The organism is Kribbella pratensis, assembly GCF_004365355.1.
Taxonomy (GTDB): Bacteria; Actinomycetota; Actinomycetes; order Propionibacteriales; family Kribbellaceae; genus Kribbella.
Genome location: NZ_SODP01000001.1, coordinates 1620163 through 1646115, shown reverse-complemented (window position 1 = coordinate 1646115; position 25953 = coordinate 1620163). Strand labels below are relative to the sequence as shown.

At 66.7% G+C, this 25953-nt stretch carries 20 protein-coding genes, 3 tRNA genes, 1 pseudogene and 1 riboswitch; of the genes and pseudogenes, 13 read left to right on the top strand and 11 right to left on the bottom strand.

The features are described 5' to 3' along the window. The first annotated feature begins 48 nt into the window (after positions 1 to 48). The 3 genes from EV653_RS07700 to EV653_RS07690 are packed head-to-tail and all read left to right on the top strand — an operon-like array spanning position 49 to position 3242. Positions 49 to 1242, top strand: a complete 1194-nt coding sequence (locus tag EV653_RS07700; RefSeq protein ID WP_134099350.1) for a helix-turn-helix domain-containing protein — start codon at positions 49 to 51, stop codon at positions 1240 to 1242. Continuing rightward, positions 1239 to 1766 (top strand): flavoprotein, encoded by a 528-nt coding sequence (locus EV653_RS41025; protein WP_166679315.1) that lies wholly within the window; start codon positions 1239 to 1241, stop codon positions 1764 to 1766. Before EV653_RS07700 ends, EV653_RS41025 begins: the two co-directional genes overlap by 4 nt. A gap of 33 nt (positions 1767 to 1799) precedes the next feature. Next, complete coding sequence (locus EV653_RS07690; RefSeq protein ID WP_134099347.1) at positions 1800 to 3242, top strand: HEPN domain-containing protein; 1443 nt, start codon at positions 1800 to 1802, stop codon at positions 3240 to 3242. 131 nt (positions 3243 to 3373) lie between these two features. Here EV653_RS07690 and EV653_RS07685 read toward each other — a convergent pair whose 3' ends face one another. Next, positions 3374 to 4327, bottom strand: coding sequence for a hypothetical protein (locus EV653_RS07685; protein WP_134099344.1), 954 nt, complete (start codon positions 4325 to 4327; stop codon positions 3374 to 3376). 1186 nt (positions 4328 to 5513) lie between these two features. Here EV653_RS07685 and EV653_RS07680 point away from each other — a divergent pair. Continuing rightward, positions 5514 to 6545, top strand: coding sequence for a M20/M25/M40 family metallo-hydrolase (locus EV653_RS07680; RefSeq protein WP_202871502.1), 1032 nt, complete (start codon positions 5514 to 5516; stop codon positions 6543 to 6545). Between the two features lie 101 nt (positions 6546 to 6646). On the opposite strand, the gene EV653_RS07675 is transcribed toward EV653_RS07680, so the two are convergent. Then, on the bottom strand, positions 6647 to 7675 hold the full coding sequence (locus EV653_RS07675) for an SDR family NAD(P)-dependent oxidoreductase (RefSeq protein WP_134099341.1): 1029 nt from the start codon (positions 7673 to 7675) through the stop codon (positions 6647 to 6649). 74 nt (positions 7676 to 7749) lie between these two features. Here EV653_RS07675 and EV653_RS07670 point away from each other — a divergent pair, with 74 nt between their 5' ends. Next, positions 7750 to 8667, top strand: coding sequence for an AraC family transcriptional regulator (locus EV653_RS07670; RefSeq protein WP_134099338.1), 918 nt, complete (start codon positions 7750 to 7752; stop codon positions 8665 to 8667). Here EV653_RS07670 and EV653_RS42020 read toward each other — a convergent pair. Continuing rightward, positions 8649 to 9557: pseudogene (locus EV653_RS42020) on the bottom strand (aldo/keto reductase). The gene EV653_RS07670 and the pseudogene EV653_RS42020 overlap by 19 nt on opposite strands. Positions 9558 to 9673: 116 nt before the next feature. On the opposite strand from EV653_RS42020, the gene EV653_RS07660 reads away from it, so the two are divergent. Beyond that, positions 9674 to 10597: a tetratricopeptide repeat protein gene (locus tag EV653_RS07660; RefSeq protein ID WP_134099335.1), complete on the top strand. Its 924-nt coding sequence runs from the start codon at positions 9674 to 9676 to the stop codon at positions 10595 to 10597. Position 10598: 1 nt separating this feature from the next. On the opposite strand, the gene EV653_RS07655 is transcribed toward EV653_RS07660, so the two are convergent. Then, the gene (locus EV653_RS07655) at positions 10599 to 11039 is read right to left on the bottom strand and encodes a pyridoxamine 5'-phosphate oxidase family protein (RefSeq protein ID WP_134099332.1); all 441 of its coding nucleotides are present in this window, start codon (positions 11037 to 11039) and stop codon (positions 10599 to 10601) included. A 96-nt stretch (positions 11040 to 11135) separates the two neighbouring features. Between EV653_RS07655 and EV653_RS07650 the strand changes: the two genes are divergently transcribed. The 4 genes from EV653_RS07650 to EV653_RS07635 all read left to right on the top strand — a co-directional run bounded on the left by EV653_RS07650 (position 11136) and on the right by EV653_RS07635 (position 12460). Beyond that, positions 11136 to 12011: a sigma-70 family RNA polymerase sigma factor gene (locus EV653_RS07650; RefSeq protein ID WP_370357415.1), complete on the top strand. Its 876-nt coding sequence runs from the start codon at positions 11136 to 11138 to the stop codon at positions 12009 to 12011. Positions 12012 to 12189: 178 nt separating this feature from the next. Further along, a tRNA-Gly gene (locus EV653_RS07645) sits at positions 12190 to 12262 on the top strand. A 29-nt stretch (positions 12263 to 12291) separates the two neighbouring features. Continuing rightward, a tRNA-Cys gene (locus EV653_RS07640) sits at positions 12292 to 12362 on the top strand. Between the two features lie 26 nt (positions 12363 to 12388). Beyond that, positions 12389 to 12460 (top strand) — tRNA-Val (locus EV653_RS07635). A gap of 330 nt (positions 12461 to 12790) precedes the next feature. Here EV653_RS07635 and EV653_RS07630 read toward each other — a convergent pair. The 3 genes from EV653_RS07630 to EV653_RS07620 form a co-directional block, all read right to left on the bottom strand. Continuing rightward, complete coding sequence (locus EV653_RS07630) at positions 12791 to 13534, bottom strand: SDR family NAD(P)-dependent oxidoreductase (RefSeq protein WP_134099329.1); 744 nt, start codon at positions 13532 to 13534, stop codon at positions 12791 to 12793. 46 nt (positions 13535 to 13580) lie between these two features. Further along, positions 13581 to 14648, bottom strand: coding sequence for a ribosome small subunit-dependent GTPase A (gene rsgA, locus EV653_RS07625; RefSeq protein WP_134099326.1), 1068 nt, complete (start codon positions 14646 to 14648; stop codon positions 13581 to 13583). 148 nt (positions 14649 to 14796) lie between these two features. Continuing rightward, entirely contained in the window at positions 14797 to 15981 is a 1185-nt protein-coding gene (locus tag EV653_RS07620) for a YihY/virulence factor BrkB family protein (protein WP_134099323.1), read from the bottom strand. Between the two features lie 18 nt (positions 15982 to 15999). Between EV653_RS07620 and EV653_RS07615 the strand changes: the two genes are divergently transcribed. Both EV653_RS07615 and EV653_RS07610 read left to right on the top strand, forming a co-directional pair. Continuing rightward, positions 16000 to 17682, top strand: coding sequence for an acyl-CoA dehydrogenase family protein (locus tag EV653_RS07615; RefSeq protein WP_134099320.1), 1683 nt, complete (start codon positions 16000 to 16002; stop codon positions 17680 to 17682). Further along, positions 17681 to 17763, top strand: a riboswitch (ZMP/ZTP riboswitch). It overlaps the preceding gene by 2 nt. Before the next feature lie 28 nt (positions 17764 to 17791). After that, positions 17792 to 19258 carry a glycine hydroxymethyltransferase gene (locus EV653_RS07610; RefSeq protein WP_134099317.1) on the top strand — a complete coding sequence of 489 codons (1467 nt, stop codon included), beginning with the start codon at positions 17792 to 17794 and terminating at the stop codon, positions 19256 to 19258. Positions 19259 to 19306: 48 nt separating this feature from the next. Here EV653_RS07610 and EV653_RS07605 read toward each other — a convergent pair whose 3' ends face one another. Next, complete coding sequence (locus EV653_RS07605; RefSeq protein ID WP_134099314.1) at positions 19307 to 20860, bottom strand: DHA2 family efflux MFS transporter permease subunit; 1554 nt, start codon at positions 20858 to 20860, stop codon at positions 19307 to 19309. Positions 20861 to 20922: 62 nt separating this feature from the next. On the opposite strand from EV653_RS07605, the gene EV653_RS07600 reads away from it, so the two are divergent. Then, the gene (locus EV653_RS07600; RefSeq protein ID WP_134099311.1) at positions 20923 to 21393 is read left to right on the top strand and encodes a GbsR/MarR family transcriptional regulator; all 471 of its coding nucleotides are present in this window, start codon (positions 20923 to 20925) and stop codon (positions 21391 to 21393) included. Positions 21394 to 22332: 939 nt separating this feature from the next. Here the strand turns inward: EV653_RS07600 and EV653_RS07595 are convergent. From EV653_RS07595 to EV653_RS07590, 3 genes are read right to left on the bottom strand one after another with little or no spacing between them, the layout of a single operon-like run. Then, complete coding sequence (locus tag EV653_RS07595; RefSeq protein ID WP_166679314.1) at positions 22333 to 23508, bottom strand: amidase; 1176 nt, start codon at positions 23506 to 23508, stop codon at positions 22333 to 22335. A 53-nt stretch (positions 23509 to 23561) separates the two neighbouring features. Then, on the bottom strand, positions 23562 to 24158 hold the full coding sequence (locus EV653_RS41020; RefSeq protein ID WP_166679313.1) for a hypothetical protein: 597 nt from the start codon (positions 24156 to 24158) through the stop codon (positions 23562 to 23564). Positions 24159 to 24168: 10 nt separating this feature from the next. Then, on the bottom strand, positions 24169 to 25953 hold the full coding sequence (locus EV653_RS07590; protein ID WP_134099305.1) for a glycoside hydrolase family 9 protein: 1785 nt from the start codon (positions 25951 to 25953) through the stop codon (positions 24169 to 24171).

Sequence of the window (25953 nt, the reverse complement as noted above, 5' to 3'; positions counted from 1 at the left end):
TGCTAGCCGGTTCACTAGTGGGACCAGATCAACCGAGGGGAAGTGCAGATGCACGTAGGTGAGCGCATCGGGGCCTACCGCAAGCGACGCGGTATGTCGCAAGACGCCCTGGCGGGACTCATCGGAATGTCGCGCTCCTGGCTGTCGCAGGTCGAGCGCGGCATTCGTGGTGTCGATCGACTGTCCACCCTGAACGACCTAGCAACCGTCCTGCGCATCGACGTCGCCGACCTGATCGGCCGGGACTGGGTGCTCGCACCCGATGCGCCAGAGCACGTGACGGCCGTCGACGCCGTACGAAGTCAACTCGCGGGCTACCACCACCTACTGGGCGAGCAGGCGATGCCATGGCCGCTCCCCCAGCTCCGGAACGGCGCTGTGCAGGTCCACCAGGCATACCAGGCTGCCAAGTACCACACGGCCACGACGATGCTCCCAGACCTCATCCGGGCCGCGGACGCGTACGACGCCTACCAGGGCCGCGACGGCCGGGAGACGCACCTTGCCCGGTGCTCGGTCTACTCGGCCGCCGCCAAGCTCCTCACGAAGGTCGGCGAGCACCAGCTCGGCTGGCTCGCTGCCGACCGCGCCACTCACGCCGCCATGGCCGCCGAGTCCAAGGCCGCGCAGGGCCTCGCGGCCTACCAGGTCGTCTGTGCCCTGCTCCGCAGCGAGCGCACCGACGACGCGGAACGGATCGCGGTCCGATCGGCCGAAGGTCTCATGTCGATGACCGGCTCAGACGCACCGGACGCGGTGTCGCTCGCCGGTTCCCTCTGGCTCATCTCGTCGGTTATCGCTGCGCGTCGGTCAGACCGCGCGACGGCAACCGAACGGCTGACGGCAGCCGGACAGCTCGGAGACTTCCTGGCGCACGACGGGAACCACTGGTGGACCGCGTTCGGGCCGACCAACGTCCTGATCCACCGCGCGTCAGTCGCAGCGGAGTTCGGCGAGCCGTCCAACGTGCTGCGAGTAGCCACGGAAATCGACCTGGACGCTATGCCGGCCGGACTCCAAGGCCGACGATCCCGCCTCCACATCGACCTGGCATGGGCGCAAACCCAAGCCAAGAACGACACGGAAGCGATCCTCCATCTCCAGGCAGCCGAGCGCGTAGCGCCCGAGTCGATCAAATACCACACCATCGCCCGCGAGCTGGTCCGCGAACTCCTACGCCGCTCCCGCAAGCCCAGCCCATCCCTGACCGCTATCGCCACCCGCGCAGGAGTCCTCGCGTGACCAACCGCACCCTCTACATCGTCGTCTGTGGCGCTCCCCTCGCTGCACGAGCTGGCGACGGCGTCAAAGCCGCCCGGGCCAATGGCTGGGACCCTCACGTCATCCCCACCGACGCGGCCATGCCCTGGCTGGCGGACCAGGACCTAGGAGGTGCCCCCGTCATCACCGGCAACCGCACCCCAGACCAGCCAAAGCGCACCCCGCCGGCCGACGCCGTCGTCGTCGTACCGATGACCTTCAACACTCTCAACGCCTTGGCCAACGGAAACGCCAACACCTACCCGCTGACAATCCTCTCTGCGGCTCTAGGCGCTCGCACGCCGATCGTCGCAACTCCTTTCGCCAAACACGACCTGGCCGGCCATCCTGCGTGGCTCGCCTCCCTAGCAGTTCTCCGCTACGCGGGCGTGACAATCGTCGATCCACATGACGGCTCAACACGGGCGCTGGAACCGGTGGCGTCCGGCACCGGTGACGATGTCACGGAAGTATTCCAGTGGGAGTGGATCTTTCACCAACTGTGACTCGAACGAGTACACACGTGGCATCCTGTCGCGGTGGAGCACTTTTCCGTAGAAGGTGACTGGTGGCTACCAGAGAGCGAGAATCACCGTGTCAGCGGGACCCTAAGCCACACCGCCGACGGCCTGGAATTGGTCTTGCATGGGCAACTGCGGGAATATCCGATGCCCGCCGATAACGAGGTCGTCGCATATGGCCCACCAGAGTGGACGGTTACTCCGCTAATCCATGGCAGGACTCGAGACTGGAAAGATGTCACCGTTTTTGAGGCCAATGGCGCGAATTATGCCGGGCCTGTACCCGGTGAAACCAGAGAGAGCTATCGCGTAACCCTCGCCCTTATTGGATGCCACGCGCCCGCCGACGACTTCTCAGGCGCGATGATCGAGTTTGACCAGCTAAATAGCTGGTCGGACGCGCCGTCGATAATCATAAATCCATCGTCCAATGAGCCAGATGAAAGTCAAATCACCAACAGGATCGCCGCTAGTGTTCGCCTCGAACCACTGACCTTGGCGCATGCGAACATCAACGGCGACTCGCTACGGCTAGAGACCGGCGTCCAGGGCTCGCGCAGCAGTCAGTCAATCCATTTCGACCAATTCTCAGCATTTGCTATAGAGATGGGACAGCCCGCCAACGCTAGAACCATCGTCGACACGCGTGTGCGGCCTCTGCAAGACCTGCTGATTTTTAGCCTTGGACGTTCGGTGCAGTTGACATCGCTGATGCTTCGACCGGCACTAGAAAATGGTCGCTACTGCGACGCGTACCTCAACGCGATTCAGCCAACCGACGATGCCAAACCAACTTCCCGCAACTCGCCATGGAGCTATTCCGAGCCGTCACTCCTGAGCGTACGGTGGTGCCCGCTGCCAATTGACGACCTGCTACGACAGTGGTTCGAGTTATGGAGCGACCTCCGGGAGACCTTCGTGTTGCTTCACGCTCCCCATTATGCGCCATTTATGTACACCGAGAATCGCTTTGCATCGATATTCCAGAGCGCTGAGGCGTTTCACAAGAGGCGCTTCGATTCGCGCGAACTCGACCCGGCAACCCACAAGAAGCGGGTGCAGGATGTGATTGCAGCCATTGACAGCAGTGGCGGTTCGCAGGAGATAAGCGATTGGGCGCGTCGAGTCCTCCAGGCAGCAAACTACAAACCCCTCTGGCTCAGAATCGATGAGCTAGTCAAGTCCACGGGCGCCGTGGGTGACGCCATCCTTGACGCAGCTCCAACCTTCGCCCGGGCGGCCGCGAATGCGCGAACGGGAGTTGCACATGGTGGCAGCAGCTCGTCTGAGAGGCCGGACAGCGTGGCTCGTTACTGGCATGGCGTCGTCCTGAGCTGGGTCTTACGCGCTTGCCTACTTCTCCAACTCGGCGTTCCTCTCGCGGAAGTCGTGGAACGAGTGCTCCAGAAAGCTCCATTTCAACATGCCGTCGAGCAGATCCGCATCGCCCAGCGCGAATGATCCAGCCCTAGCGATCAGCCATGGGCGATGCCGCGAGCATATTCGTTCCTCTGGACGCGTTTAGAGAAGTAGCCCGCGATCCTGTGTGCACCTCTCTGCCGCGAACGTAAATCTGGTCACACCAGCGTCGATCAGGAGTCGCCGCGAGCCGTCTTGATAATGTCGACTATTGATTGAGCAGTCAGTGCCGTTTCGCTCGCAGACTCACGGTTTTCTGTAGCAGGTAGCTCCGAGAATACTCGCCTTCCAAAAAAGGAGCGCAACTCTTCCCTTTGCGGAGGAGCCATATCTGCAGAGAATGCGGCCAGCGTCTTCAGCTGCACGGCCATGACCGCCGCCCAGCGGGCAACGGTTCTGTGTTGCGATGACTCTCGGGCTAAGTATGCGAACGCAGCCAAACCCGACAAAGCGATGCCGAGATGAGCCAACGAGGAGGCCAGAGTCGTCGGAGTCTCAATCGTCGTGTAGATGGAGAATCCCAGGACTCCGAGCAGAACCAGCAGACCGCCGAGGCGGAAGTAATTCGCCGATCTCCTTTCACCAACCTCGTAGGCACTGAAGGCCTTGGCGAGTTCGCTATCAGCCACCGAACCAGCCGCCTGTTGGACGTCATCAACGATTGCGTCGACACGCTCCCGTTGCTGCAACAGGTGACGCTCTGTGTCCATGTTTCCAACGGCGAACTCTGATTCTTTGTCGAGAGCCCGAAGATCATCATAAGGATCGTCACCACCTGCGACGTGAGTACGATACCCAGGAGTCCTTCTAATTTGTTCTCTTGTGAAGTTTTCGAGCTGAATCGCGGTGTCAAAGGCACGATCCGCATCCCACTCGTCCGCTGACGCTAAATCCTCTATCAGCTGAACGAAGACCTCGGCAACGCCTACATCAAGCTTTTCAGCGATAGGTAGCCCATTACTGTCACGGAAGCCTATCGCCTCCTTGAGATGACTGGCGGCGGTAGCGATTCGGTCAGCGCCTGGGCGACGAGGGAGCGACGACGGTTTGCCTAGCGAGCCGATGGCTTCCTCAAGGCGGAGCCTGATGGAGTTGATCTCCAGCGAAAACTCGTAGTCGGCAGTCATGGACAAGATCATGCACCAAGTGGAAGCGACCTAGTCGAGACCCGGGCAGCGAAAAGGCAGCGAGGCACATGGTGGACCCGGGTGATGCAGGCGCGTTCGCAGGGCCCCCCGACAGCTCAGATCGCCTTGGCGTCTTCGTTGGTACGAGGGATCCGCCTTCACACCGAAGAGGTCACTGGTTCGAACCCAGTATCGCCCACGAAGTCGATAGGCGACTCGTGCCTGCGGAGAGCGCAGGCCGGGTCGCCTTCGTCGTTTTGTGCGGCTGCGCTCCGCTTGCCGCCGGCGGGGGCTCCGCCACCCGCACCCCCTGCGCCTTCGCTTCGCTCGGCGGCTGTGGCTGGGTTTGCAGTTCGCTCACCAGCTTGCGCTGGGTCGGGCGATTCGGTCACCGGTGTGGGTTGAGCAAGCGGTTCGCGTACAAGCTTGGGTCGGGTTATGCAGTTCGCTCACCACCTTCGGCTGGGTTGAGCGGTTCGGTCACCTTGGGCTGGGTCGGGCAGTCCGCCAACCGGCTTGGTTGAGTTGGGTACTTCGCCTCCGTGGCTGGATTGTGCAGTTGGCTCGCCAGCTTGGGTTGGGTTGGGCGGTTCGCTCGGCTTTGTGGGCTTGGTTGGGCAGCTGAGCTCATCGGTTGGGCTGGGTTGGGTGGCTGGCTTGGGGGTGGTGGGTGGGGAGTCAGTTCTGCGGCGCGGGTTGGTTGGGGAATCGGCTTGTGGTGGGGGCGGGAAGGGTAGGGAAAACCTCTTTTGGTGAGTGGCTGACGGCAGGGTTGGGGGGTGTCAGAGTGAGGGGCGAGGCGTATTTGTCCGCTCACTCTGGAGGCGCCATGTCTGGCTCCCGTTCGTCTCGGTATTCGTCTTTGACGTCAGGTTCATCGGAATCGGCTTCTACGGTGGGGTCTAGTCGGCGGGTGTTCTTGGCTGGGTCTGGAGCTGTGGCGGCGGGGGCCGTCGGGGCGGTGCTGGTTGGGGCCGCGGGGGAAGCGCATGCTGAGGCCGCCGTGGCACTGAGTGGGCCGTCCAAGTTTGATCCGGACTTGCGGGAGTTGTTGCGGGACGTTGATCCGAAGCGGATCGGGGCGACTATTCAGCGGCTAACGGAGTTTGGGACTCGGCATACGTTGTCGAGTCAGGACGATCCGGTGCGTGGGATTGGGGCGGCTACGGACTGGGTCGCGGGGCAGATGGAGGCTATTGCTGCGACGTCGGGCGGCAGGATGACGGTGCAGCGGCAGTCGTTCATCCAGCCGGTTTCGAGCCGGATCCCTGTGCCGACGAGGATCACCAACGTCATCGCCACGCTGAAGGGGACGGCGTCGCCAGAGCGCTTCTACGTCGTCACCGGCCACCTCGACTCGCGGGTGACCGACGTTATGGACTTCACCAGTGACGCGCCGGGTGCCGACGACGACGGGTCTGGTGTTGCGTGTGTGCTCGAACTCGCTCGGGTCTTCGCGGCGCACCAGTTCCCCGGCACGATCGTGTTCGCCACCGTCGCCGGCGAGGAACAAGGGCTGTACGGCTCCGCGTTCATGGCGGCGCAGATGGCCGCGGCCGGCAACGACGTACAGGGCGTGTTCAGCAACGACATCATCGGGGCCAGCCGGTCGTTCGACGGCCACAAACCTGACCCGTTCACCGTGCGGATGTTCCTCGAGGGGATCCCGAGCAACGTGACCGCTGCACAGATCTCGCTGTTGCAGTCGGCCGGCGGTGAGAACGACGGGAAAGCTCGCCAGCTCGGCCGCTTCGTGCACTCGGTCGCGCCGCGCAGCCTGACCGGGATGAACATCCGGCTGGTATGGCGGCGCGACCGGTTCCTTCGCGCCAGCGATCACGTCTCGTTCCAGAGCCTGGGCTCCCCGGCCGCCAGGTTCACCGAGCCCCGGGAGAACTTCAATCACGAGCACCAGAACGTCCAGGTGGTCGACGGCGTGCAGTTCGGCGACCTCATCGAGTTCGTCGACTTCGACTACATCGCTCGAGTGACGAGGGTGAACGCCGCGGCGCTGTGGGCGCTTGCGACCTCCCCTGGTACGCCGAAGAACGCGCAGATCCACACGACGCCGCCCGGCACGCTCTCCGGCACCAACCTCACCACGCTGTCGTGGGATCCCAACCCCGAAACGAACCTGACCGGGTACGAGGTGGTGTTGCGCGAGACCACGGAGCCGACTGGACCAGCGCGATTCCCGTCGGGAACGTCACCACCGTGACGCTCGACATCTCCAAGGACAACGTGCAGATGGGCATCCGCGCCGTCGATCGCAACGGGAACCGGAGCCCGGCCGCAGCCCCACAGGCCGTCGCCTAGTCGTCAGTGCTTGATCAGCTCCTCGCTGAGCGTCCACAGGCGATCGGCGGACTGCGGGTCCAGCGCATGCGGGACGACGTACGAGGAAACGTCGTGGTCGGTGAAGTCGATGGGAGTGGGCTGGTCGAGCCGGGAGATCTCGTTGTCCTTCAGGTAGGTGCCGCCGTGCGACTCCAGCTGAGGGTTGGTCGCGGCGAAGACGGTTGTGCTGGCGCCCTGCGACGGCGTTTTGCGTTCGCGAGCGGGGTCGACGATTTGATTGCCAGCGGCATCTACCAGGTCCATGGCCTGTAGGTCTCCCGTAGTCAGCCAGGGGGTGCGGGTCTCGCCTTCGGGCAGGTGCGGGCCGAGGTTCGTGGTGACCACGATGCCGGGATGTACGGCGTACGCGTGGATGCCGTACTGCGACCACCGGCGCTCGAGCTCCACGGCGAACAGCACGTTCGCCGTCTTGGACTGGCCGTACGCGACGAGCGGGTCGTAGTCGTGGGTGAAATGCGGGTCGTCCCAACGGATGTCGGAGAGACGGTGACCGCCGGACGTGACGTTGACGACGCGGGCGCCGTGGGCCGCCTGAAGGGCGGGGAGCAGGCCGAGGGTCAACTGGAAATGGCCGAGGTGGTTGGTCGCGAACTGCGATTCGTAGCCACGAGCGTCGCGAACGAGCGGGCCGGCCATGATGCCGGCATTGTTGATGAGGATATGGAGCGGGTGTCCGGTCGCGAGGTAGCGCTCGACGAACGCGTCGACGGACTTCGGGTCGAGCAGATCGAGCTCGCTGGTCTCGACGCGGTCAATCCCCTCAAGGGCCGCAGCCGCGCTCGCGGGGTTGCGTACGGCAACTGTCACGCTGGCGCCGGCCTTGCTGAGGGCACGGGTGGTTTCGAGGCCGAGGCCGCGGTGCCCGCCGGTGACGATCGCGTTCTTGCCGGTCAGGTCGATGCCTGTCAGTACGTCGTCAGCGGTCGCCGCCGCGGTGAATCCGGTGCCGATCGGGTGCTGCTTCTCTGCCACCACGTCAAAGGGAGTCATGCCTCCACTCTGCTGCGCGAACGGCGTACTCTGAATAAGTATCAGTCCATATTTTCTTCGCGAGAGTCCGGAGCATGGTCGACGATCAGCTGTCCGAAGTGTTCGAGCTCGTCGAGGTGCGCGGGTTGGTGTCCGGCGGGTTCACCGTGAGCGGACGGTGGGTGTCGCGAGCCGACCTGGTCGAGTCGTTCAAGTTCGTCGCGATGGTCAGCGGACGGGCCCGTCTGAGCACGGACGGGATCGACGCGCCGATCGAACTCCTCCCCGGCGACGTCGCGATCCTCAACAATCGGTCTCGAATGGAGCTCGCCGGCGGCACCGGCGACGGGCCGGTTCGCGAGGTCGTTCCCGTCGAGACCGGCCTATCTCTCGCGAGCACCGCGAACGACGTCATCCTCGGCGGCCGGATCGACCTCAACGAGGCCGGCCGCCTGCTGCTCCTCGAGGCGCTGCCACCGGTTGCGCACGTCCGCGCCTCCCCCACCACCGGCGCCAATCTGCGCGGCAGCATCCATCGGCTGTTCGACGAGGTGGCCGGCAACCGCATCTGCTCGGCCTTCGCGATCCGGCAGCACGCGCAGTTGATGCTCCTCGAAGTACTCCGGGCGTACGTCGAACAAGCCGACCTGCCGCCAGGATGGCTGCGTGTGCTGACCGACGAACGCCTCCGCCCCGCGCTCACGCTCATGCACTCGCAGCCCGACAAGCTCTGGGGCCTGAACGAGCTCGCGCAGGCAACAGCCATGTCGCGTACGTCGTTCGCGGAGCGGTTCCGCGACGTAGCCGGCATGCCGCCGCGCGCGTACCTCAACCGCTGGCGGATGATGCTCGCCCAACGCGCACTCCGCGACGCCGACGTCAGCGTGGGATCACTGGCGACCGAGCTCGGGTACGCGTCGGAGAGCGCGTTCAGCACCGCGTTCAAACGCGAGGTCGGCGAGTCGCCGCTGCGGTACCGCTACCGCGTCCGCGATCAGGCGTTGTCCAGCTGATCGACCAGATCGGCGTCGAGCTGGAGCTCGACCGCTGCCAGCGCCTCCTCCAACTGCTCGAGCGAGGACGCGCCGAACAGCGGGATGACGTTGTGGTGCAGCAACCACGCCAGTACCACCTGGTTCGGCGTCACGCCGAGGTCGCGCGCAGCCCCGCGGAGCGCCTCATAGCGCACGTACGCCGTCGGGTGGGCGTAGCGCCGCTCGAACGGTCGGTCCGGACGTGTGTACGAACCAGTGAGGAGAGGCTGGTACGCCACCAACGTCATGTCCGGGTGCTCCGACAGGTAGTCGAAGTGCTCGACACCGGCGTGCTGATAGTGCGGAGTGCCGTGACGACGCTGGCCCTGCAGAGTCGGCGGGTTCGGCCAGAGGTAGCTCGAGTGTTGCTGGATTACGGCGTACTGCGCAACGCCTTGCGCAGCTGCGGTTTGCCGAGCGCGGTCGAGCCGCCAGGCGGCCGTGTTGCTGCAGCCAATCGAGTCGACGACTCCATCCGCGGCCAGTCGCCCGAATGCGGCAACCGTCTCGTCAAGCGGCGTACTGCGGTCGTCGATGTGCGCGTACTACAAGTCGATCTGCTCGACACCGAGCCTACTGAGACTGCCCTTGACCGCCGCATCTATCGCCGATGAGCTGAGCCCCTCCCAGTGCGCGTCGTCGGGATCGCCGGGCACCGTTGTCCGCGCACCGCACTTCGTGGCGATGAACAACTCGTCCCGGTTGCCGCGCTCCCGCATCCAGCGCCCGAGCAGCTCCTCACTGTCACCGCCGTGCCCGTGCCACTGGTTGTAGTTGTTCGACGTGTCGATGAACGTCCCACCCGCCTCCACAAACCGATCAAGAATCGCGATCGCAGTGTCGGTCGGCGTCGACGTACCGAAGTTCATCGCGCCGAGGCAGAGCGCGCTGACATTCCGTCCATTCCCAAGTGTCCGAAACAACATGCCCTCCACCTTCCCTCCTGGAGCGCACTCGAAGTCAAGCCGCACGGCACAATGTCGCGGTGAAGATCTTCAAGCGGGGCAACGGGCGTGAGCCTCGTCAGGCGGCACAGGAGTTTGCCGAGGCCGTACAGCCCGGGGACGCCGAACGGGCCGGTCGGCTGGCACAGGAGTTGACCGAGGTGCTGCCGGACTCTTTCGGTGCCTGGTTCGAGGCTGGCATGTACTCGAAGGCGCGCCAGCAGTGGGCGGACTCGGCCGCGCGGAATCGGCGGGCGGCGGAGCTGATCTCCGACGCGGAGCGGCGCGAGTTCGGCGGCGCCAACCCGGCCGCCTGGAACCTTGGGATCGCCGCGACCGCGCTCGGCGATTGGGCGACCGCTCGCTGGGCCTGGGCGGAGTACGGCATCAGCACGATCGAGCCCGGCGTCGAACCGATCGACCAACACTTCGGGCTGACACCGATCCGGCTGAATCCGGACCGGCCGAGTCTGACGCACCAGGTCGTTCCGGCGTACGGCGATACCGAGGTCGTCTGGTGCTGGCGGCGTAGCCCGGCGCACGCGGTGATCTCGAACGTGCCGTTGCCGGAGAGCGGTCACCGGTTCAGGGACGTAGTACTGCACGACGGCGAGCCGAAGGGGCAGCGGAACGACGTACCGGTGTTCGACGAACTCGCACGACTGGAGGAGTCCGGTCTGCCGACCTGGCAGGCGCAGGTGGTGGGGGCCAATGCCGACGACAAGGAAGTTCTGGCCGACCTGGCTGGCCCTGCGGGGCTCGGGGTCGATGAGTGGTCCGGCATTCGGTTGATGTGTTCGGAGTGCTCCCACGGGTCACCGGAAGCGCACCAGCACGCACCTGTGGCGACGGACGCCGTAGTACTTGGCCTGGCTGGGTCAGAAGCCGACCTGCGGGGCTGCCTCGACACGTGGTTGGCCAACCGACCGCATGTCACCTTGGCGGAGTTGACGTTGCTTTGGTGAGTCAGATGAGCCAGGTGCCCTTGTCCATCAAGGTGCGGTCCTTGAGTTCGTTGACCTCGCGCCAGGCTTGGATCTTGGTGGGAGTGACGCGGAAGAAGGGGTAGTTCGGTAGGGGGCGGGGGTCGAAGCCGGCCTTCGTGGCGAAGGACTCGCCTTCGGTGGCGGTGACGTCTGTGATCGCTGCGGTGCCGGTGATGTGGATGACGTCGCGGACCTGGCCGATCGTCAACTGCACCTTCGGGTTGGTCTGCAGGTTGCGGGCGGTGGGATTGGTGACGGTTGTGGACAGCAGCAGGGTGTCGTTGGACCACAGGAACGACAGGGGCATCAGGTACGGCGTGCCATCGAGCGACGCTGTCGCCACCCAGGCGTCGATGTCCTGCTCGAAGCGGCGCAGCATGTCCTGCTTGCGTACGGGCAGCGGGCGGGGTGGTTCCGTCATGGCGTGCTCCTCTTCGTTCTGATGTCACATGTGGTCCCAGCGCTACGTCATCGGGGTGACGGCGCAGGGCCGGCTGGTGTGACAGGTGGAGTGGTGATGGACATGGATGGGGACGACTGGCTCGCGACGCGGTTCGAGCAGAACCGGGACCGCCTGCGCGCCGTCGCGTACCGGATCCTAGGCTCTGAGCCCGAGGCGGAGGACGCAGTACAGGAGACGTGGATCCGGCTCAGCCGCAGCGACACCGCGACGATCGACAACCTGGGCGGCTGGCTGACCACGGTCGTCGGACGGATCTGCCTCGACATGCTCCGCACCCGCCGCGGTCGGCCCGAGCTGCCCGTCAGCGACCACTCCCCCGTGCTCGCGGACGACGTCGTACCCGATCCCGAGCTCGAAGCCGTGCAGGCGGACTCGGTCGGGCTCGCGCTGCTCGTCGTACTCGAGACGCTGTCGCCTGCGGAGCGGTTGGCCTTCGTACTGCACGACCTGTTCGCCGTACCGTTCGAAGACATCGCCCCGATCATCGGCAAGTCGCCGGCGGCCGCGCGGCAGATCGCGAGCCGCGCGCGGCGCCGGGTCCGCGGTACGCCGGAACCGTCCAGCGTGGACGTGGTCCGGCAGCAGGAAGTCGTCAGCGTGTTCCTGGCCGCCGCACGCAACGCGGACTTCTCCGCGTTGCTAGAGGTACTCGACCCCGAGATCGTCGTACGGGCAGACGCCGGCGCCTCCGAACGCGGCATCGCTGCGAGCATCACCGGGCACGACCGGGTCGCCGCCGCGTTCTCGGGGCGGGCGCAGGCGGCGAAACTCATGCTTGTCGACGGGATGCCCGGGCTGGTGTGGATGCAGCGCGGCGAACCGGTCGTTGTGTTCTCTTTCACGGTGGTCGAGGGGCGTGTCGCGACGATCGATCTCCGGGGCGATGCCGACTACCTGCGAACGGTCGATCTGGTGTCGTTGAAGGCGTGATCGGACGGCGTGGCGAGTGGACAGATTCGGTGTGACTCGTGTGACGGATGGGGTGCGATTCACGCTGGCAGTACCCGAATGACGACAGCGTGAAATCCGGGGTGGAATCCGGTTTTTGTCCGGGCGGAAAGTGCGCTACTGTTCTGCTCTCGCACCGAGGGAAACTGCTCGGGGTGATGCGGACGTAGCTCAGTTGGTAGAGCGCAACCTTGCCAAGGTTGAGGTCGCCGGTTCGAACCCGGTCGTCCGCTCGGAGAGGGTTCGGCCCAGCTTTCTCAGTGGTGGAGTGGCCGAGAGGCGAGGCAGCGGCCTGCAAAGCCGTTTACACGGGTTCGAATCCCGTCTCCACCTCGAACCTCAGTAGTCTTGAGTTTCCCGGACGATTGGCGCAGCGGTAGCGCGCTTCCCTGACACGGAAGAGGTCACTGGTTCGATCCCAGTATCGTCCACGAAGGCGATAGGCGACTCGTGTCCGCGGAAAGCGCGGACCGGGTCGCCTTCGTCGTTTTGTGCGGCTGCGCTTCGCTTGCCGCAAGCGGGGGCTCCGCCACCCGCACCCCCTTGGGCCTTCGCTTCGCTCGGCTCCGTGGCTGGGTTGCGCAGTTCGCTCACCAGCTTGGGTTGGGTTCCGCGGTCGGTCACCCGCGTCGGTTGGGCGGGGCGGTTCGCGTACCACCTTGGGTTGACTCGGGCGGTTCGGTCACCCGCGTGGGTTGGGCAGGTGGTTCGCGTACCACCTTCGGTCGGGTTGGGCAGTTCGGTCACCGGCGTGGGGTGGGTCACATCCTTAGGTGGGAGGCGCCGTTGAAGTCTAGGACTGTGCCGGTGGCGAATTCGGCTTCGGGAGAGGCCAGATAGATGATTGCGGCTGCTACCTCTGAGGGGTCGGCGACTCGTTCCAGGGGGCTTTCCTGGCTGCGGCGGTTGTAGCCTTCGCCGGCTAGGTTGACCGCGGCCATGTCGGTTTCCGTCCAGCCGGGGGCTATGGCAGTTACGGCTATGCCTTCGGGGCCCAGGGCTCGGGCCAGGGACTGGGTGAAGGAGACGATGGCGGCCTTCGAGGCGCCGTAGGCGGGTTGGTTGGGTTCGCCTCGGAAGGCGCCTCGGGAGGAGACGTTGATGATGCGGCCACCGCGGGACATGTGGCGGACCGCGCACCACGTCACATTGGCCGGGCCGATGAGGTTCACCGCGAGGGTGTCGGTCCAGGCCTGCTGCCACTCGGCGTACGTCGTCTCGCGGATCCGGTGCGGCACGTAGAGCCCGGCGTTGTTGACGAGTACGTCGATGGCGCCCAAGGCGTGTGCCGCGTCGTCGACCATCGATTCGATGGCAGCCGGATCTGCCAGGTCTGCCTGCACCATGACGTGCCCGCTGCCTGGCAGCTCCTTCAGGAGCTGGACCGCGGCGTCCGCTGAGGCACTGTAATGGACTGCTACTCGGTCGCCCGCGGCGGCGAAGGCGCGGGCTGTTGCTGCTCCGATCCCCCGGGATGCTCCTGTCACCAGCACTGATCGGTTCATGCAGACGATCTTTTCACCGCTCAGCCAGCAACGGGTGGAAGGGGTCTCAGGGCCGGGGCTTGTGGTCGCGGCGGTACGACTTGCTGGCGCGCACCCACTCCTTCTTCGCCTCGTTGCGGAGCCGGATGTCCGCACGACGCGCCATGTACGCCGCCTCGCGCTGCAGCTTCACCCAGCTGTCGTACCGGCGGTACGGCAACGACCCGTCGTCCAGAGCGGCTCGCACTGCGCAGTCGGGCTCCATCACGTGCGAGCAGTCCTTGAACTTGCACTGCCCGGCCAGCGCCGTGATGTCCGGGAACGCGGCCGCCAGCCCCTCCCCTGACTCCTGCAGACCGATCCCCCGCAGCCCAGGCGTGTCGATGACGACCCCACCGCTCGGCAGCACGATCAGCTCGCGCCGTACCGACGTGTGACGCCCCTTGCCGTCCTCGCGGATGTCCTGCACGTCCAGCAGTTCCACGCCGGCCAGTGCGTTCACCAGTGACGACTTGCCCGCCCCACTGGACCCCAGTAACGCCAGAGTGGCGTCCCCCTCCAGCAGTGCGCGTACGTCGTCCAGCCCCGCGCCAGTCGTCGCGCTGCACACCAGTACGTCGGCACCCGGCGCAGCCAGCGCCACGTCCTCAGCCACTGAGTCGGCGTCACCGACCAGGTCAGACTTGGTGAGTACGACGACCGGCCGCGCGCCGCTCTCCCACGCCAGCGCCATGAAGCGCTCGATACGCACGATGTTCGGCTCGGGGACCAGTCCGACGACGATGGCGATCACATCGACGTTCGACGCGAGCATCTGCCCGCGGGACGACCCGCCGACCTCCGCCCGGACGATCGCAGTACGGCGTGGAAGCACCGACTCGACGGTGATGCGGTCGTCCGGCCAGAAGCGCAGTACGACCCAATCTCCCGTGCACGGGCCGGCGTGAACGTCGGAGGCGATCGCGGTCAGCAAAGCGCCGGACCAGCTCGCGCGGACCGGGCCGTCCGCCGTGAAGACCGTCGCCAGGCCCTTGTCGACGCGGGCGACGCGTCCCGGGACCAGCTCTTCCGGAACGGATTGCAGGAAGTCGGCCGTGGAACTGTCGAGTCCCAGGGCCTGGAGTGTGGCTGACATGCGGCGAACCTTTCAGAGGGTCCGGCCGCGAGCTCAGCTCAGCGGACGGACAGTGTCGGAGACAGCAGGCCGTTGGGCCTGGTAGTAGCTCATGGCGGCTGCCTCCCTCCGGTCCGGTCGGTCCCGAGCCAGGGACCGTCTGATGTGGTCAGACTAGGTCGTCGGTGTCACCCTGCGCACCGGATTTTCCGACCGACGCAGGCTTCCGCACAGCCTCAGCAGCAGGCTTCTCGGACACAGGCTTCTCCGGCGCGGGCGCAGACTTCGGCGGTCGCGCGGCCAACCCCTCGACCTTGCGCGCCGCCTCGACCTCCGGGCGCTCGGACTCCAGCGGGGTCAGCGTGTGCTCATGGTGCGGCTCGGCCTCCGCCTTCATCACCGGCTCGACCTCGTCCTCCTCGGCGGCCTGCGACTTCACCTCGGCGACATGCTGCTTGTGCGGCCACAGCCGGTCCACGACAGCATTCAGCGCCGCACCTATCAGCACCGCGATGGCAGTCATATACAGCCACATCAGTACTGCGATCGGCGCGGCCAGCGGGCCGTAGATCGACGTACCGCCGACGGTGCTCTGCAGGATCCACCGCAGGACGAAGCTGCCCAGGATCCAGATCGACAGCGCCAGGAACGACCCGGGCAGGTCGGAGACCCATGGCGTCCGGATCGGCACGGATAGGTGGTACAGGGTGTTCAAGAAGCCCGCGGACAGGATCGTGACGACCGGCCAGTACAGCTGGTTCAGGAAGTCCAGGTTGTGCGGGAGGAGCGCGTCGACCGCGTCCGGACCGGCCAGCACCAGCGGCAGGACGATCACGCCGATGATGAGCGCCGCGCAGTACAGGCTGAAGGACAGCGCGCGGGTCCGGACGATGCCGCGCTTGCCGCCCATCCCGTACATGATCGTGATGGTGTCGACGAACACGTTCAGCGCTCGGCTGCCGGACCATAGCGCCAGGACGAATCCGATCGAGATGACGTCCGGCCGGCCGCCGTTCAGCACCTGGTCCAGGGTCGGCTCGATGACGTTCCTGATCGAGTCGTCGGTCAGCGCCCGCGCGGCCAGATCGACGATCTGCTGCTTGACCTCGTTGATCGTCTCGACCTCGAACCACTTGCTCGCGATGTAACCGAGCGACCCGGCGAGTCCGAAGATCAGCGGCGGCAGCGAGAGGATGGCGTAGAACGCACCCTCGGCCGCCAGCCCGGTGACGCGGTAGCGCAGACACACCCCGACGGTCTGCGTGAGCAGACTCCAGGTCGTCGCGGGGATGCGGCGGACCCATGCCAATGAGAGGGAGCTCCCACCAGTGGGTCCTGCCCCGATACGTGCCATACCGCTTACCGTACTGACATGGCGGACCCATTCGCGGTAACGAATCAGGCTCCCCCACTGCGGGGCGTGAACTTCTTCACCCAGGATGCGGCGCTCGGTGACGCTCTGCGTCCGTACGCCGGCCTGGCGGACGACCCCGGTCTCCACCGGATCGGCGAGCTGGCGGGTTCGGAGGAGGCCCGCGCACACGCCCTCCCGGCGAACCAGAACCCGCCGGTACTGCGCACGCACGACCGCTACGGGAACCGCATCGACGAGGTCGAGTTCCACCCGTCGTGGCACTGGCTGATGGAGCAGGCCGTCGGCTTCGGGCTGCAGGCCGCGCCGTGGACCAGCGATCGCCCGTCGCCGCACCTGACCCGGGCGGCCGGGTTCTATCTGTGGTCCCAGGTGGAGCCGGGGCACGGGTGCCCGATCTCGATGACGTACGCCGCGGTGCCGGCGCTGCGCGCGGACGAGGGTCTCGCGAAGGAGTGGGTCCCGCAGCTGGCGTCGACGGAGTACGACGTACGCCGGCTGCCGGTCGCCCAGAAGAGCGGTGTCCTCGCCGGGATGGGGATGACCGAGAAGCAGGGCGGGTCCGACGTACGGGCGAACCTCACCACCGCGACGCCCGTGGGCGACGGTGAGTACCAGCTGAACGGGCACAAGTGGTTCTGCTCGGCGCCGCAGGTCGATGTGTTCCTGGTGCTGGCGCAGGCGCCGGACGGGCTGAGCTGCTTCGTCGTACCGCGGGTGCTTGCTGATGGCAACCGGAACCCGTTCGCGCTGCAGCGGCTGAAGGACAAGCTCGGCAACCGGTCGAACGCCTCGTCCGAGGTCGAGTTCCACGGCACGATCGGATACCGGCTGGGTGAGGAAGGCGCCGGGGTCCGCACGATCATCGAGATGGTGGCGGCGACCCGCCTGGACTGCGTGCTGGGCTCGGCGGCACTCCAGCGACGAGCGCTCGTCGAGGCCATCTGGCATACCAGGCACCGGAATGCCTTCGGCGGGTTGCTCGCCGACAAGCCGGCAATGCAGAACGTCCTCGCCGACTTGGCCATCGAGAGCGAAGCGGCCACAGCCCTAGCCATGCGCCTGGCGGCAGCAGTAGATACATCCCGCGCCGCCGGCCCCAGAGGGGGCGGCGGCGCGGGGAACGGGGAGGTGCCGGGCGCCGGGCGGAGCGCGGAGCAGGAAGCGGCGTTTCGGCGGATCGCTCTGCCGTTGGCCAAGTTTTGGGTTTGTAAGCGGACGCCGTTCATGGTGGCGGAAGCGTTGGAGTGTCTGGGCGGGAACGGGTATGTCGAGGAGTCCGGGCTGCCGCTGCTCTACCGCGAGTCGCCGTTGAACTCGATCTGGGAAGGGTCGGGGAACGTCAACGCGCTCGACGTACTGCGAGCCCTGAGAAGGCCCGAGTCGCTCGACGCCTGGCTGACCGAGATGGCCGCCGTACAAGGCGCCGACGCCAGGCTCGATGCCGCGGTGAACGACGTACTGCAAGCGCTTGCTGATATCGAGAACGCCGAGGCAGGTGCGCGGAGGCTGGCTGCGCTGATGGCCCTGTGCCTGCAGGGTTCGTTGCTGATCAGGTACTCGACACCGGCGGTTGCGGACGCGTTCGTGGCGTCCCGGTTGGCGAACGACTGGGGCGGTGTTTTCGGGACCCTGCCGAGGACCACACCGTTCCCACTGATCCTCGAGCGCGCGGTAGGGTGAGCGGCGTCGCGACTGGCGCGCTGAAGGTGGAGAACCACCGGGGAGCGAAACCCGTCGGCACCGTGCGCCTGGGTGCCTTCGACCCACTGCAACCGCAGGAGAGACAACGATGCCTCAACCCACCGACAACACCGCACCGTTCGATGCCGCCGCCGCGTCGGCCGCGTACAACAACGCGCTGCAGGTGATCGCCGCGGTCGAACCGACGATCGCCGGCGCGATCAAGGCCGAGCTGGCCGACCAGCGGTCCTCGCTGAAGCTGATCGCGAGCGAGAACTACGCCTCCCCCGCCACCCTGCTGACGATGGGCAACTGGCTGTCCGACAAGTACGCCGAGGGCACGATCGGTCACCGCTTCTACGCCGGCTGCCAGAACGTCGACACCGTCGAGCAGGCCGCCGCCGACCACGCGCGGGCGCTGTTCGACGCCCCGCACGCCTACGTCCAGCCGCACTCGGGCATCGACGCGAACCTGGTCGCGTTCTGGGCGATCCTCGCGCAACGGATCGAGTCCCCGGCGCTGGCCGAGGCAGGCGCGAAGCACGTCAACGACCTGTCCGAGGACGACTGGACCAAGCTCCGCAAGGCGCTCGGCGACCAGAAGATGCTCGGGATGTCGCTGGACGCCGGCGGTCACCTGACCCACGGCTTCCGGCCGAACATCTCCGGCAAGATGTTCAACCAGCACTCCTACGGCACCGACCCGGGGACCGGCCTGCTCGACTACGACGAGGTCGCCCGCAAGGCCCGCGAGTTCAAGCCGCTGATCCTGATCGCCGGCTACTCGGCGTACCCGCGCAAGGTGAACTTCGCCAAGATGCGTGAGATCGCCGACGAGGTCGGCGCGACGCTGATGGTCGACATGGCGCACTTCGCCGGTCTGGTCGCGGGCAAGGTCTTCACCGGCGACTTCGACCCGATCCCGCACGCGCACGTCACCACGACCACGACGCACAAGTCGCTGCGTGGTCCGCGCGGCGGCATGGTGCTGTGCCAGCCGGAGTACGCCGAGTCCGTCGACCGCGGCTGCCCGATGGTGCTGGGCGGTCCGCTGAGCCAGACGATGGCCGCGAAGGCAGTCGCTCTGGCCGAGGCGCGGCAGCCGTCGTTCCGTCAGTACGCGCAGGCTGTCGCGGACAACGCCGTCGTACTGGCCGAGGGCCTGATGAAGCGTGGCGTGAAGCTCGTGACGGACGGCACCGAGAACCACCTGGTGCTGCTCGACGTGTCGTCGTACGGCATCACCGGCCGGCAGGCCGAGTCGGCGCTGCTCGATGCCGGCATCGTCACCAACCGGAACGCCGTACCGCGCGACCCGAACGGCGCCTGGTACACCTCGGGTGTCCGGATCGGTACGCCGGCGCTCACCACGCGCGGATTCGGCGCCGACGAGTTCGACCGGGTCGCCGAGCTGATCGTGGACGTGCTGTCCTCGACCACCCCGACGACCACGTCGGCGGGCGCCCCGTCCAAGGCGAAGTACGTCCTCGCCGACGGTGTCGCCGACAAGACCCGCGCCGCCTCGGCCGAGATCCTCGACAAGCACCCGCTCTACCCGGGCCTCGTGCTCAACTGACGTAGAACAGCGCCCGCTCCCTTCTGGAGCGGGCGCTTTCGTCTGCGGTCAGGCGTCCTGCTGGACACCCATCAGCGCGTCCTGCGAGGCCTTTGCGGCTCGCTTCGGCATCAGGACTGCGGCGAGGATCGCGCCGACGGCGGCGATGGCTGCCGACACCCACATCGTGGTGTTCAGGCTGCTCATGAAGGCGTCGCGGACGTTGGCGAGCAGCTCCGGCGAGGCCGCCTGGGCGGCGACCGCCAGTCCGCCGCCCAGGCTCTTCTTGACCGTGTCGGCGACCTGCGCGGGCAGCCCGGTCGTGTCGAGGTCGTGGCGGTAGACCGAGTTGAGCACGGTCCCGAGTACGGCGACGCCGACCGTGCCGCCAACCTGGCGGAACGCCTGCAGCAGACCGGATCCGGTCCCGGCCCGTTCCGGATCGAGTACGCCGAGCGCCGCGTTCATTGCCTGCGGCATCGAGCAGCCGAGTCCGAATCCGACCACCACGAACCAGCTCGCCGTGTACCCGTACCCGGTCCCGAGATCGGTGAAGGCGCCGAGCGCGAACCCGACCGCCATCACCACGAACCCGGTCATCACCACCAGACGCGTGCCGATGCGAGCCTCCACCGGCTCGGCCAGCTTCGCGCCGATCGTCATCCCGCCGATGAACGGCAGCAACTTCAGCCCGGTGTGCAGCGCATCCGATCCGTTGATGCCCTGGAAGTACTGCGGCATCGTGAAGAGCAGCCCGAAGATCGCGAACACCGACACCGTCAGCAGTACGGCGCCACCGGTGAACACCCGCTCGCTGAACAACCGGAGCTCGATCAGCGGCTCACGGTTGCGCCGCTGCCAGACCAGGAACCCGGCGATCAGCACGACGGCCAGTCCGAGGAACATGATCGTGACACCGTCGGTCCAGGACGATTCGCCGGCCTTGGTCACGCCGTACACGAGCGCCGCGAGACCGGTGCTCGACAACACGATGCCGAGCCAGTCGATCGCCGGCCGGTTCGAGCTGCGGGTCTCGGGGACGAGCAATGTGACCGCTAGGGCCGCGATGAACGCGATCGGCACGTTCATCAGGAAGATCCACTGCCAGCCGGCGTGATCGAGGAGCAGACCGCCCACGATCGGGCCGAGCGGCATACCGATGCTGTTGGCAACGACGAAGAACCCGATCGCCTTCTTCCGGTCCTGCTCGGTGCGGAACAGCACGGTGATCAGCGACAGCGCGACGGGAACGATCATCGCCGCCCCGATCCCGAGGAACGCGCGCGCCGCGATCAGTTGACCCGCGGAGTCGGACAGCGCACAGGCCAACGACGCGAGGCCGAACAGGGTGAGCGCGATCGCGATGATCTTGCGCCGCCCATACCGGTCGCCGAGCAGGCCGGCCGGCAGCAGCAGCGCGGCGAGGACGAGGTTGTAGCTGTTCGCCATCCATTGCAGCTGGCTGGTCGACGCGTCCAGGTCCTTGGCGAGCGTCGGCAGCGCGACGTTGAGCACGGTCGTGTCGAGGCCGAGCACGAGGACGGCGAGACAGAGTGCGATGAGTACGCCGAAGCGGCGGGCGCCGGTGAGCGTCGGGGCCGGGGCGTCGGTGGTCGAGGTCATGGATTCAAATTATCAGAACTTTGTGATAGTTGCGATAAATCAAATTACCGTAAGCTTCAACCATGGCGGAGGAACCGAGCCGGGAAGCCGTGAGCCAGTTCGTCGAGCGGTTCGCTGGCGTGCTGGCGAACAGCGGCGTACCGACGATGTCGGCTCGGGTGATGGGCGCGATGCTGGTCAGCCCGACCGGCACGATGACGGCAGCCGAGCTGGCCGAGTCGTTGAAGATCAGCCAGCCGGCGGTGTCCGGCGCCGTACGGCAGTTGTTGCAGGTGTCGTTCATCTCGCGCGAGCGGCTGCCCGGTTCACGCAAGGATCACTACCGGATTCGCGAAGACGTCTTCGCCGCGATCCTCGAGCGCCGCAACCTCGCGCTGAGCGAGTGGGAGGCGACCAGCCGCTCCGGCGCCGGTCTCTTCCCGGCCGACTCCCCCGTCGCCCGCCGGCTGACCGAGGCCGCGGACTTCTTCGCCTTCATCCACACCGACATGGAACAGCTGATCAAGAACTGGCGCGCGGACCACCCGGGATGAGCCGCGATCTGGTCGGTACTGCGTGGTTGGACAGCGACGAGCGGACTCGCTGGGAGACGCGCATCATGCGCCGGCGCGTACCGCTCTACCGGTTGGGAATCGCCGCGCTGCGTGCGCTCAACACGCTGACCGGCGGGCCGAATCGCCCTTCGCTGAAGGTCACCCAGTGGGAGCGGGTCGGGCCGATAGGCGAGACGTTCGTGATGGACAAGCTCGAGACGATGACCGGTCGGACCGATCACCCGGTGACCTCGCGGGCCGAGCTGCGGGCACGTACGTCGTTGGCGTCGCGGCTGGCCCGGGCGATCTCCGCGGATGAATGGCCGCAGATCATCACGGAGTACGAACGCCGCCGGCGGGGCGAGCGTCCGCAGTACCGGTATGTCGGGCACCGGCCGCTGAACGCCGAGTCGCATGCGTTGATGGATGAGGCGTGGGTGCGGGGCGAGCTGCCGACCGACCAGTTCCGGGCCTGGAACGTGCTGAAGTTCGAGGACGAGGGCGCCTTCTACAGTGAGTTCTTCACCGACGGAGGTGCACGGGGCTACCCCGGCGGCGAGACGAACGCCGGCTTTCGACTCGGCCGGATCATGTTCGACGTCAGCTGGCGCGAGAAAGCGTCACTGTCCGGCGAACAGCACGTCCTCCGCCGCAGCCGAGTCCTCCGCGCAAAGGAACTCGTCAAGTTCTTCCGCACTGAACTGAAGGAAGCCATCCACCCTCCAACACCCTCCCCCATGCAGACCACCGCCGTACGCGAGCACCCCTACACACCCCCGGTCGTCGCCGCAATCTCCGACTTCACGAAGCCCGAGCCCCTCCGCTCCCCCACCGCACGCGGCGAGACCACACCCGACCGCAAGCAAGCGTCGGCAATCGACGCCGTGGCAAAGGCTCTTCCGCCGCCGGTCACCGACGGCTCGGCGAGGGCGCGTCCGGTCAGTGGACCGGCGGGAGGGGAAGGTCGACCAGGAGCAGGCGAGCCACCGCCAGCGCAACCTCGTCCGCCCCATGCGGCGCAACCACCTGCGCGCCCACCGGCAGTCCCTGCGACTTTCCGACCGGGACGCTCACCGCGGGATGGCCGGTCACGTTGAACACCCAGCACGGATCACCGGTCACGATGCTCTGCTCATGCTGATCGTAGCCGTGGGCAACAGTCAACGTGGTCGGCGTGACGAGTGCATCCACCTCGGCGAACAGATCAGCAAGCGCAGTGTTGTTGAAGTCCCGGACCTCCCGAGCCCGCCGCGCCGCGGACGCCTCCACCCCGCGCCCGTTGTCCAAGTCGGACAACACTCTCCACGCTTCCTCCGTGGGCGCGAGCTCCAGCGGTACGTCGACCAGTTCGACGTCAACCGCCCCAATCCGCTCCCGCACAACCCGATCGACACCCGGTTCAGCCGCACACGCCCCAAGCGTCGACCGATAAGCAACCCGCCACCGACGACTTTGAGCACCCACCAACCACGAATCGCCGTCGGCGATGGTTGGCCGGTGCTCAAGGACGCGAACCGGCCAACGTGGAAGGGCGGTCGGGTCGAGGCGGTGGGGGCCGGAAGCGATGCTGGTCGCGAGGATGACGTCGTCGAGGTTGAAGCCGATCACGCCGGCGGTGGTCAAACCGCCGAGGGGACGCCCGCCTGGGCGCGGGATGCGGCCGTGGGTGCCTTTGAAACCGATGACGCCGGAGAACGAGGCCGGGATGCGGAGCGAGCCACCGCTGTCTCCGCCCGTTGCCAGAGGTACGACGCCCGCCGCGACAGCCGCAGCACCACCTGCGGTCGAACCACCTGGTGAGCGGGAGAGGTCCCACGGGTTCCGGGTGTAGTCGTGGCCGTTCCAGCCGAAGGTCTGCGAGATCGCGCCGGGCCGGGCCCGGGTCGACCAGCCGATCGGGATCGCGCCGGCGGCAACCAGCCGGCCGATGATCGGCGCGTCCGGCGGCGTACGCGACTTGATCAGGAACGGTACGCCGGCCAGCAGACCCGTCGGCTCCAACTGCTCCGCCACAGCCCGCGCGGCCGCAGCATCCAGTTCGTCCAGGAAATGCAGCACCGGATCGAGCCGCTCAGCCGCGGCAATCGCGTTCTCGACAACCTCGACCGCAGTCACAGCGCCGGACCTGACGTCAGCCGCAATCGCGCGCGCCGAACGGCGGTCGCCGGTCATTCGGCGACGAGGGCGTAGGCGAAGGCGAGGCGGCGATCCAGCCAATCCGCCATGATGCGGATCGACGAGTTCGAGATCATCACCAGTTCGTCGGAGGTGCGCCATTCGAGAGTGCGGGACTTGGTGAGCTGGTCGCCGCCCTCGTCGCCTACCCCGGTGAGGCCGTCCAGTACGCCGGCTATGACGCGGGTGACGGCCTTGGCGGCCAGGCGGCCAGGGCTGCCGGTCAGCCATTCGGTGCGGCCGGTGATGGCGGGGTGGCCGGGCTGGTCGATGCGCCAGTTGGGGCGGAGGAGCGGGCGATGCGACGGGAGGCGGGTGATGGTTCCGATGACGGCCCCCGCATCATCGTGCACGGCCCACGAGTGCTCGCCCGTGGCCACGACTTGGCAGAGGAGCTGGGTCAGGTCGGCGTCGAGGTAGAGCGAGCGGTCGGGACCGACGTACGCATAGGGCTCGAGTTCGCGGTCGTCGTTCGAGCCCTGGACGGCGCGGATGGCGTTCGGGCCGAACTCGATCTGATTGTGCGTGCGGGTGGCCGGGCGGGAGATGTTGCCGAGGGTGAATTCCCGGACGTCTTCCCAGCCAGCCACCCGCGTGAGTTTACGTCAGCGCATAGACCGCGATCGCCGCGAAGTCGTCCGCAGGTTCGGCTGTCTGCCAGGACCGTACGTCGTCCACATACCGCGAGTCGTGACCGGTGTACTGCGCATACGGGTCGGACGCGTCCGCCGGGCAATGGGTCATCCCGTCGAGGTAGTCGTCGAGCCCGTCCGTGAAGAGATCGGCGGAGTTGGGACCGTTGACGACCGCGCCGGTCAACTGCCGACCGGTGATGTTCGCGATCTGGTGGTGCGGGCAGCGCTCGAAGGTCTGCCCTACGCCGATGACGAACGAGACGCCCCAGGCGTTCGCGCCGAAGGCCCAGTCGAGTTGCCGTTGACCGAAGGCGTCATACCGACGGTCACCCGTCACCTTGCGGTAGAGCCGCGCGGTAGTAGCCAACCCGAAGGTGTGCGGTACGGCGTCGAACTCGGCGTACTGCGCCCCGGCGCGGAACGGATCCGCCGCCGAACGCGAGACCCCGATCTCCAACTGGGCCCGCAGGTCACCGGCCAACTCGCGGACCAGCGGCCGATCGGTCCGCGCAGCCCGGATCAGATCCGCGTGCGCCAACGCACTCACGTCGTACAGGTTCAACGTGTCCCCGCCGGCCTCATGAGCGAGGTACTGCGAAGCCCAGTACGCCGCCTGCTTCAGCCACGCTCCGGCGCGCGGATCGCCCAACCGCTTGGCAGCCAAGGCCAACTCGGTCGCGCCCAGCTCGAGGTCGTCGCGCCACGCCGTCTCCGGATAGAACGCGAACGGCAACGACGTCACCAGCTGCCCGACGTTCGTCGTCTTGGCCTGCGCGAAGATCTGCGCGGCCGTCTCGAGATGCCGGCGCGCGTCCGCACGGTTCGGCTCGACCTGTGCGGCCAGCGCGAACGCGGCCGCCGTACGTCCGGCCAGGTTGGGGCTGATCGGCTTGCCCGGCGCGGCGGCCCGGAATACGGGCCGGTTGCGCAGGAAGCGCTCGGACGGATCGGTCAGGTGGTCGTCGACACCGGGCAACCGCCAGATGTCGTGGTCGCCGATGTAGGTCTCGGTGTCGTTGCCCGCGCCGACGCCGACCTGGATGTACAGCGTGCGCGTCCGCTGGTCCCACATCTTGTCCAGCCAACCCAGCCCGTGCCGCGCCTCCGCCAGCACCTTGGCGTCCGGCCGGTCCCGAACCGATGCCCACAGCAACGATTCCGAGTACGCCGCGATGTGGGTGAACTTCAGGTAGTCGCCGGCGTCGTACCAACCGCCGGTGACGTCGACCGGACCGCCGATGCGCTTGAGTTCGCCGACCGTCTGGTCGCTGTCCGGATCGACGAACTCGGGGATCTGGTAGACGAGCGCTTTCGCATCGTTGCGATGGGCGTTGTCGCGCTGAGCCGTGAAGAACTGCACGACCTTGTCCTTGGCGCTCGCCCGGAGGGGGCCCGATGAAGCCCGCACGTCGAACCCGGCGGACGCGACCCCGGGCACCTCGACCCGGTAGTGGCCCGGGACCTTCAGTGCCGACAGATCCAGTTGATAGACGTGCGGGTACGTCGCGTTCCACTCCCCCACGTCCTTGCCGACCGAGCCGCTCAACACCCGCCGCCCGTACCGGTCCACGACGGCGAAACGAGTCGCGACCCCGCGACTCAGAACGTACGCCGCCTTGCTGTCGAAGGCGCCGTACCCGAGCTGATTGACCCGCACCGCGCCACCGGCCGCGGCATCCGCTGCAGTCACCGGCCCCACCACCAACCCCGCTGCCGCCACCGCGGCGATGAACCGACGCCAGGACCTCAC

Coding starts and splice junctions, on each gene's coding strand:
- EV653_RS07700 (WP_134099350.1), top strand. CDS start 49: ATGCACGTAGGTGAGCGCATCGGGGCCTACCGCAAGCGACGCGGTATG.
- EV653_RS07685 (WP_134099344.1), bottom strand. CDS start 4,327: ATGACTGCCGACTACGAGTTTTCGCTGGAGATCAACTCCATCAGGCTC.
- EV653_RS07680 (WP_202871502.1), top strand. CDS start 5,514: ATGGAGGCTATTGCTGCGACGTCGGGCGGCAGGATGACGGTGCAGCGG.
- EV653_RS07675 (WP_134099341.1), bottom strand. CDS start 7,675: ATGACTCCCTTTGACGTGGTGGCAGAGAAGCAGCACCCGATCGGCACC.
- EV653_RS07670 (WP_134099338.1), top strand. CDS start 7,750: ATGGTCGACGATCAGCTGTCCGAAGTGTTCGAGCTCGTCGAGGTGCGC.
- EV653_RS07655 (WP_134099332.1), bottom strand. CDS start 11,039: ATGACGGAACCACCCCGCCCGCTGCCCGTACGCAAGCAGGACATGCTG.
- EV653_RS07650 (WP_370357415.1), top strand. CDS start 11,136: ATGGACATGGATGGGGACGACTGGCTCGCGACGCGGTTCGAGCAGAAC.
- EV653_RS07630 (WP_134099329.1), bottom strand. CDS start 13,534: ATGAACCGATCAGTGCTGGTGACAGGAGCATCCCGGGGGATCGGAGCA.
- rsgA (WP_134099326.1), bottom strand. CDS start 14,648: ATGTCAGCCACACTCCAGGCCCTGGGACTCGACAGTTCCACGGCCGAC.
- EV653_RS07620 (WP_134099323.1), bottom strand. CDS start 15,981: ATGGCACGTATCGGGGCAGGACCCACTGGTGGGAGCTCCCTCTCATTG.
- EV653_RS07615 (WP_134099320.1), top strand. CDS start 16,000: ATGGCGGACCCATTCGCGGTAACGAATCAGGCTCCCCCACTGCGGGGC.
- EV653_RS07610 (WP_134099317.1), top strand. CDS start 17,792: ATGCCTCAACCCACCGACAACACCGCACCGTTCGATGCCGCCGCCGCG.
- EV653_RS07605 (WP_134099314.1), bottom strand. CDS start 20,860: ATGACCTCGACCACCGACGCCCCGGCCCCGACGCTCACCGGCGCCCGC.
- EV653_RS07600 (WP_134099311.1), top strand. CDS start 20,923: ATGGCGGAGGAACCGAGCCGGGAAGCCGTGAGCCAGTTCGTCGAGCGG.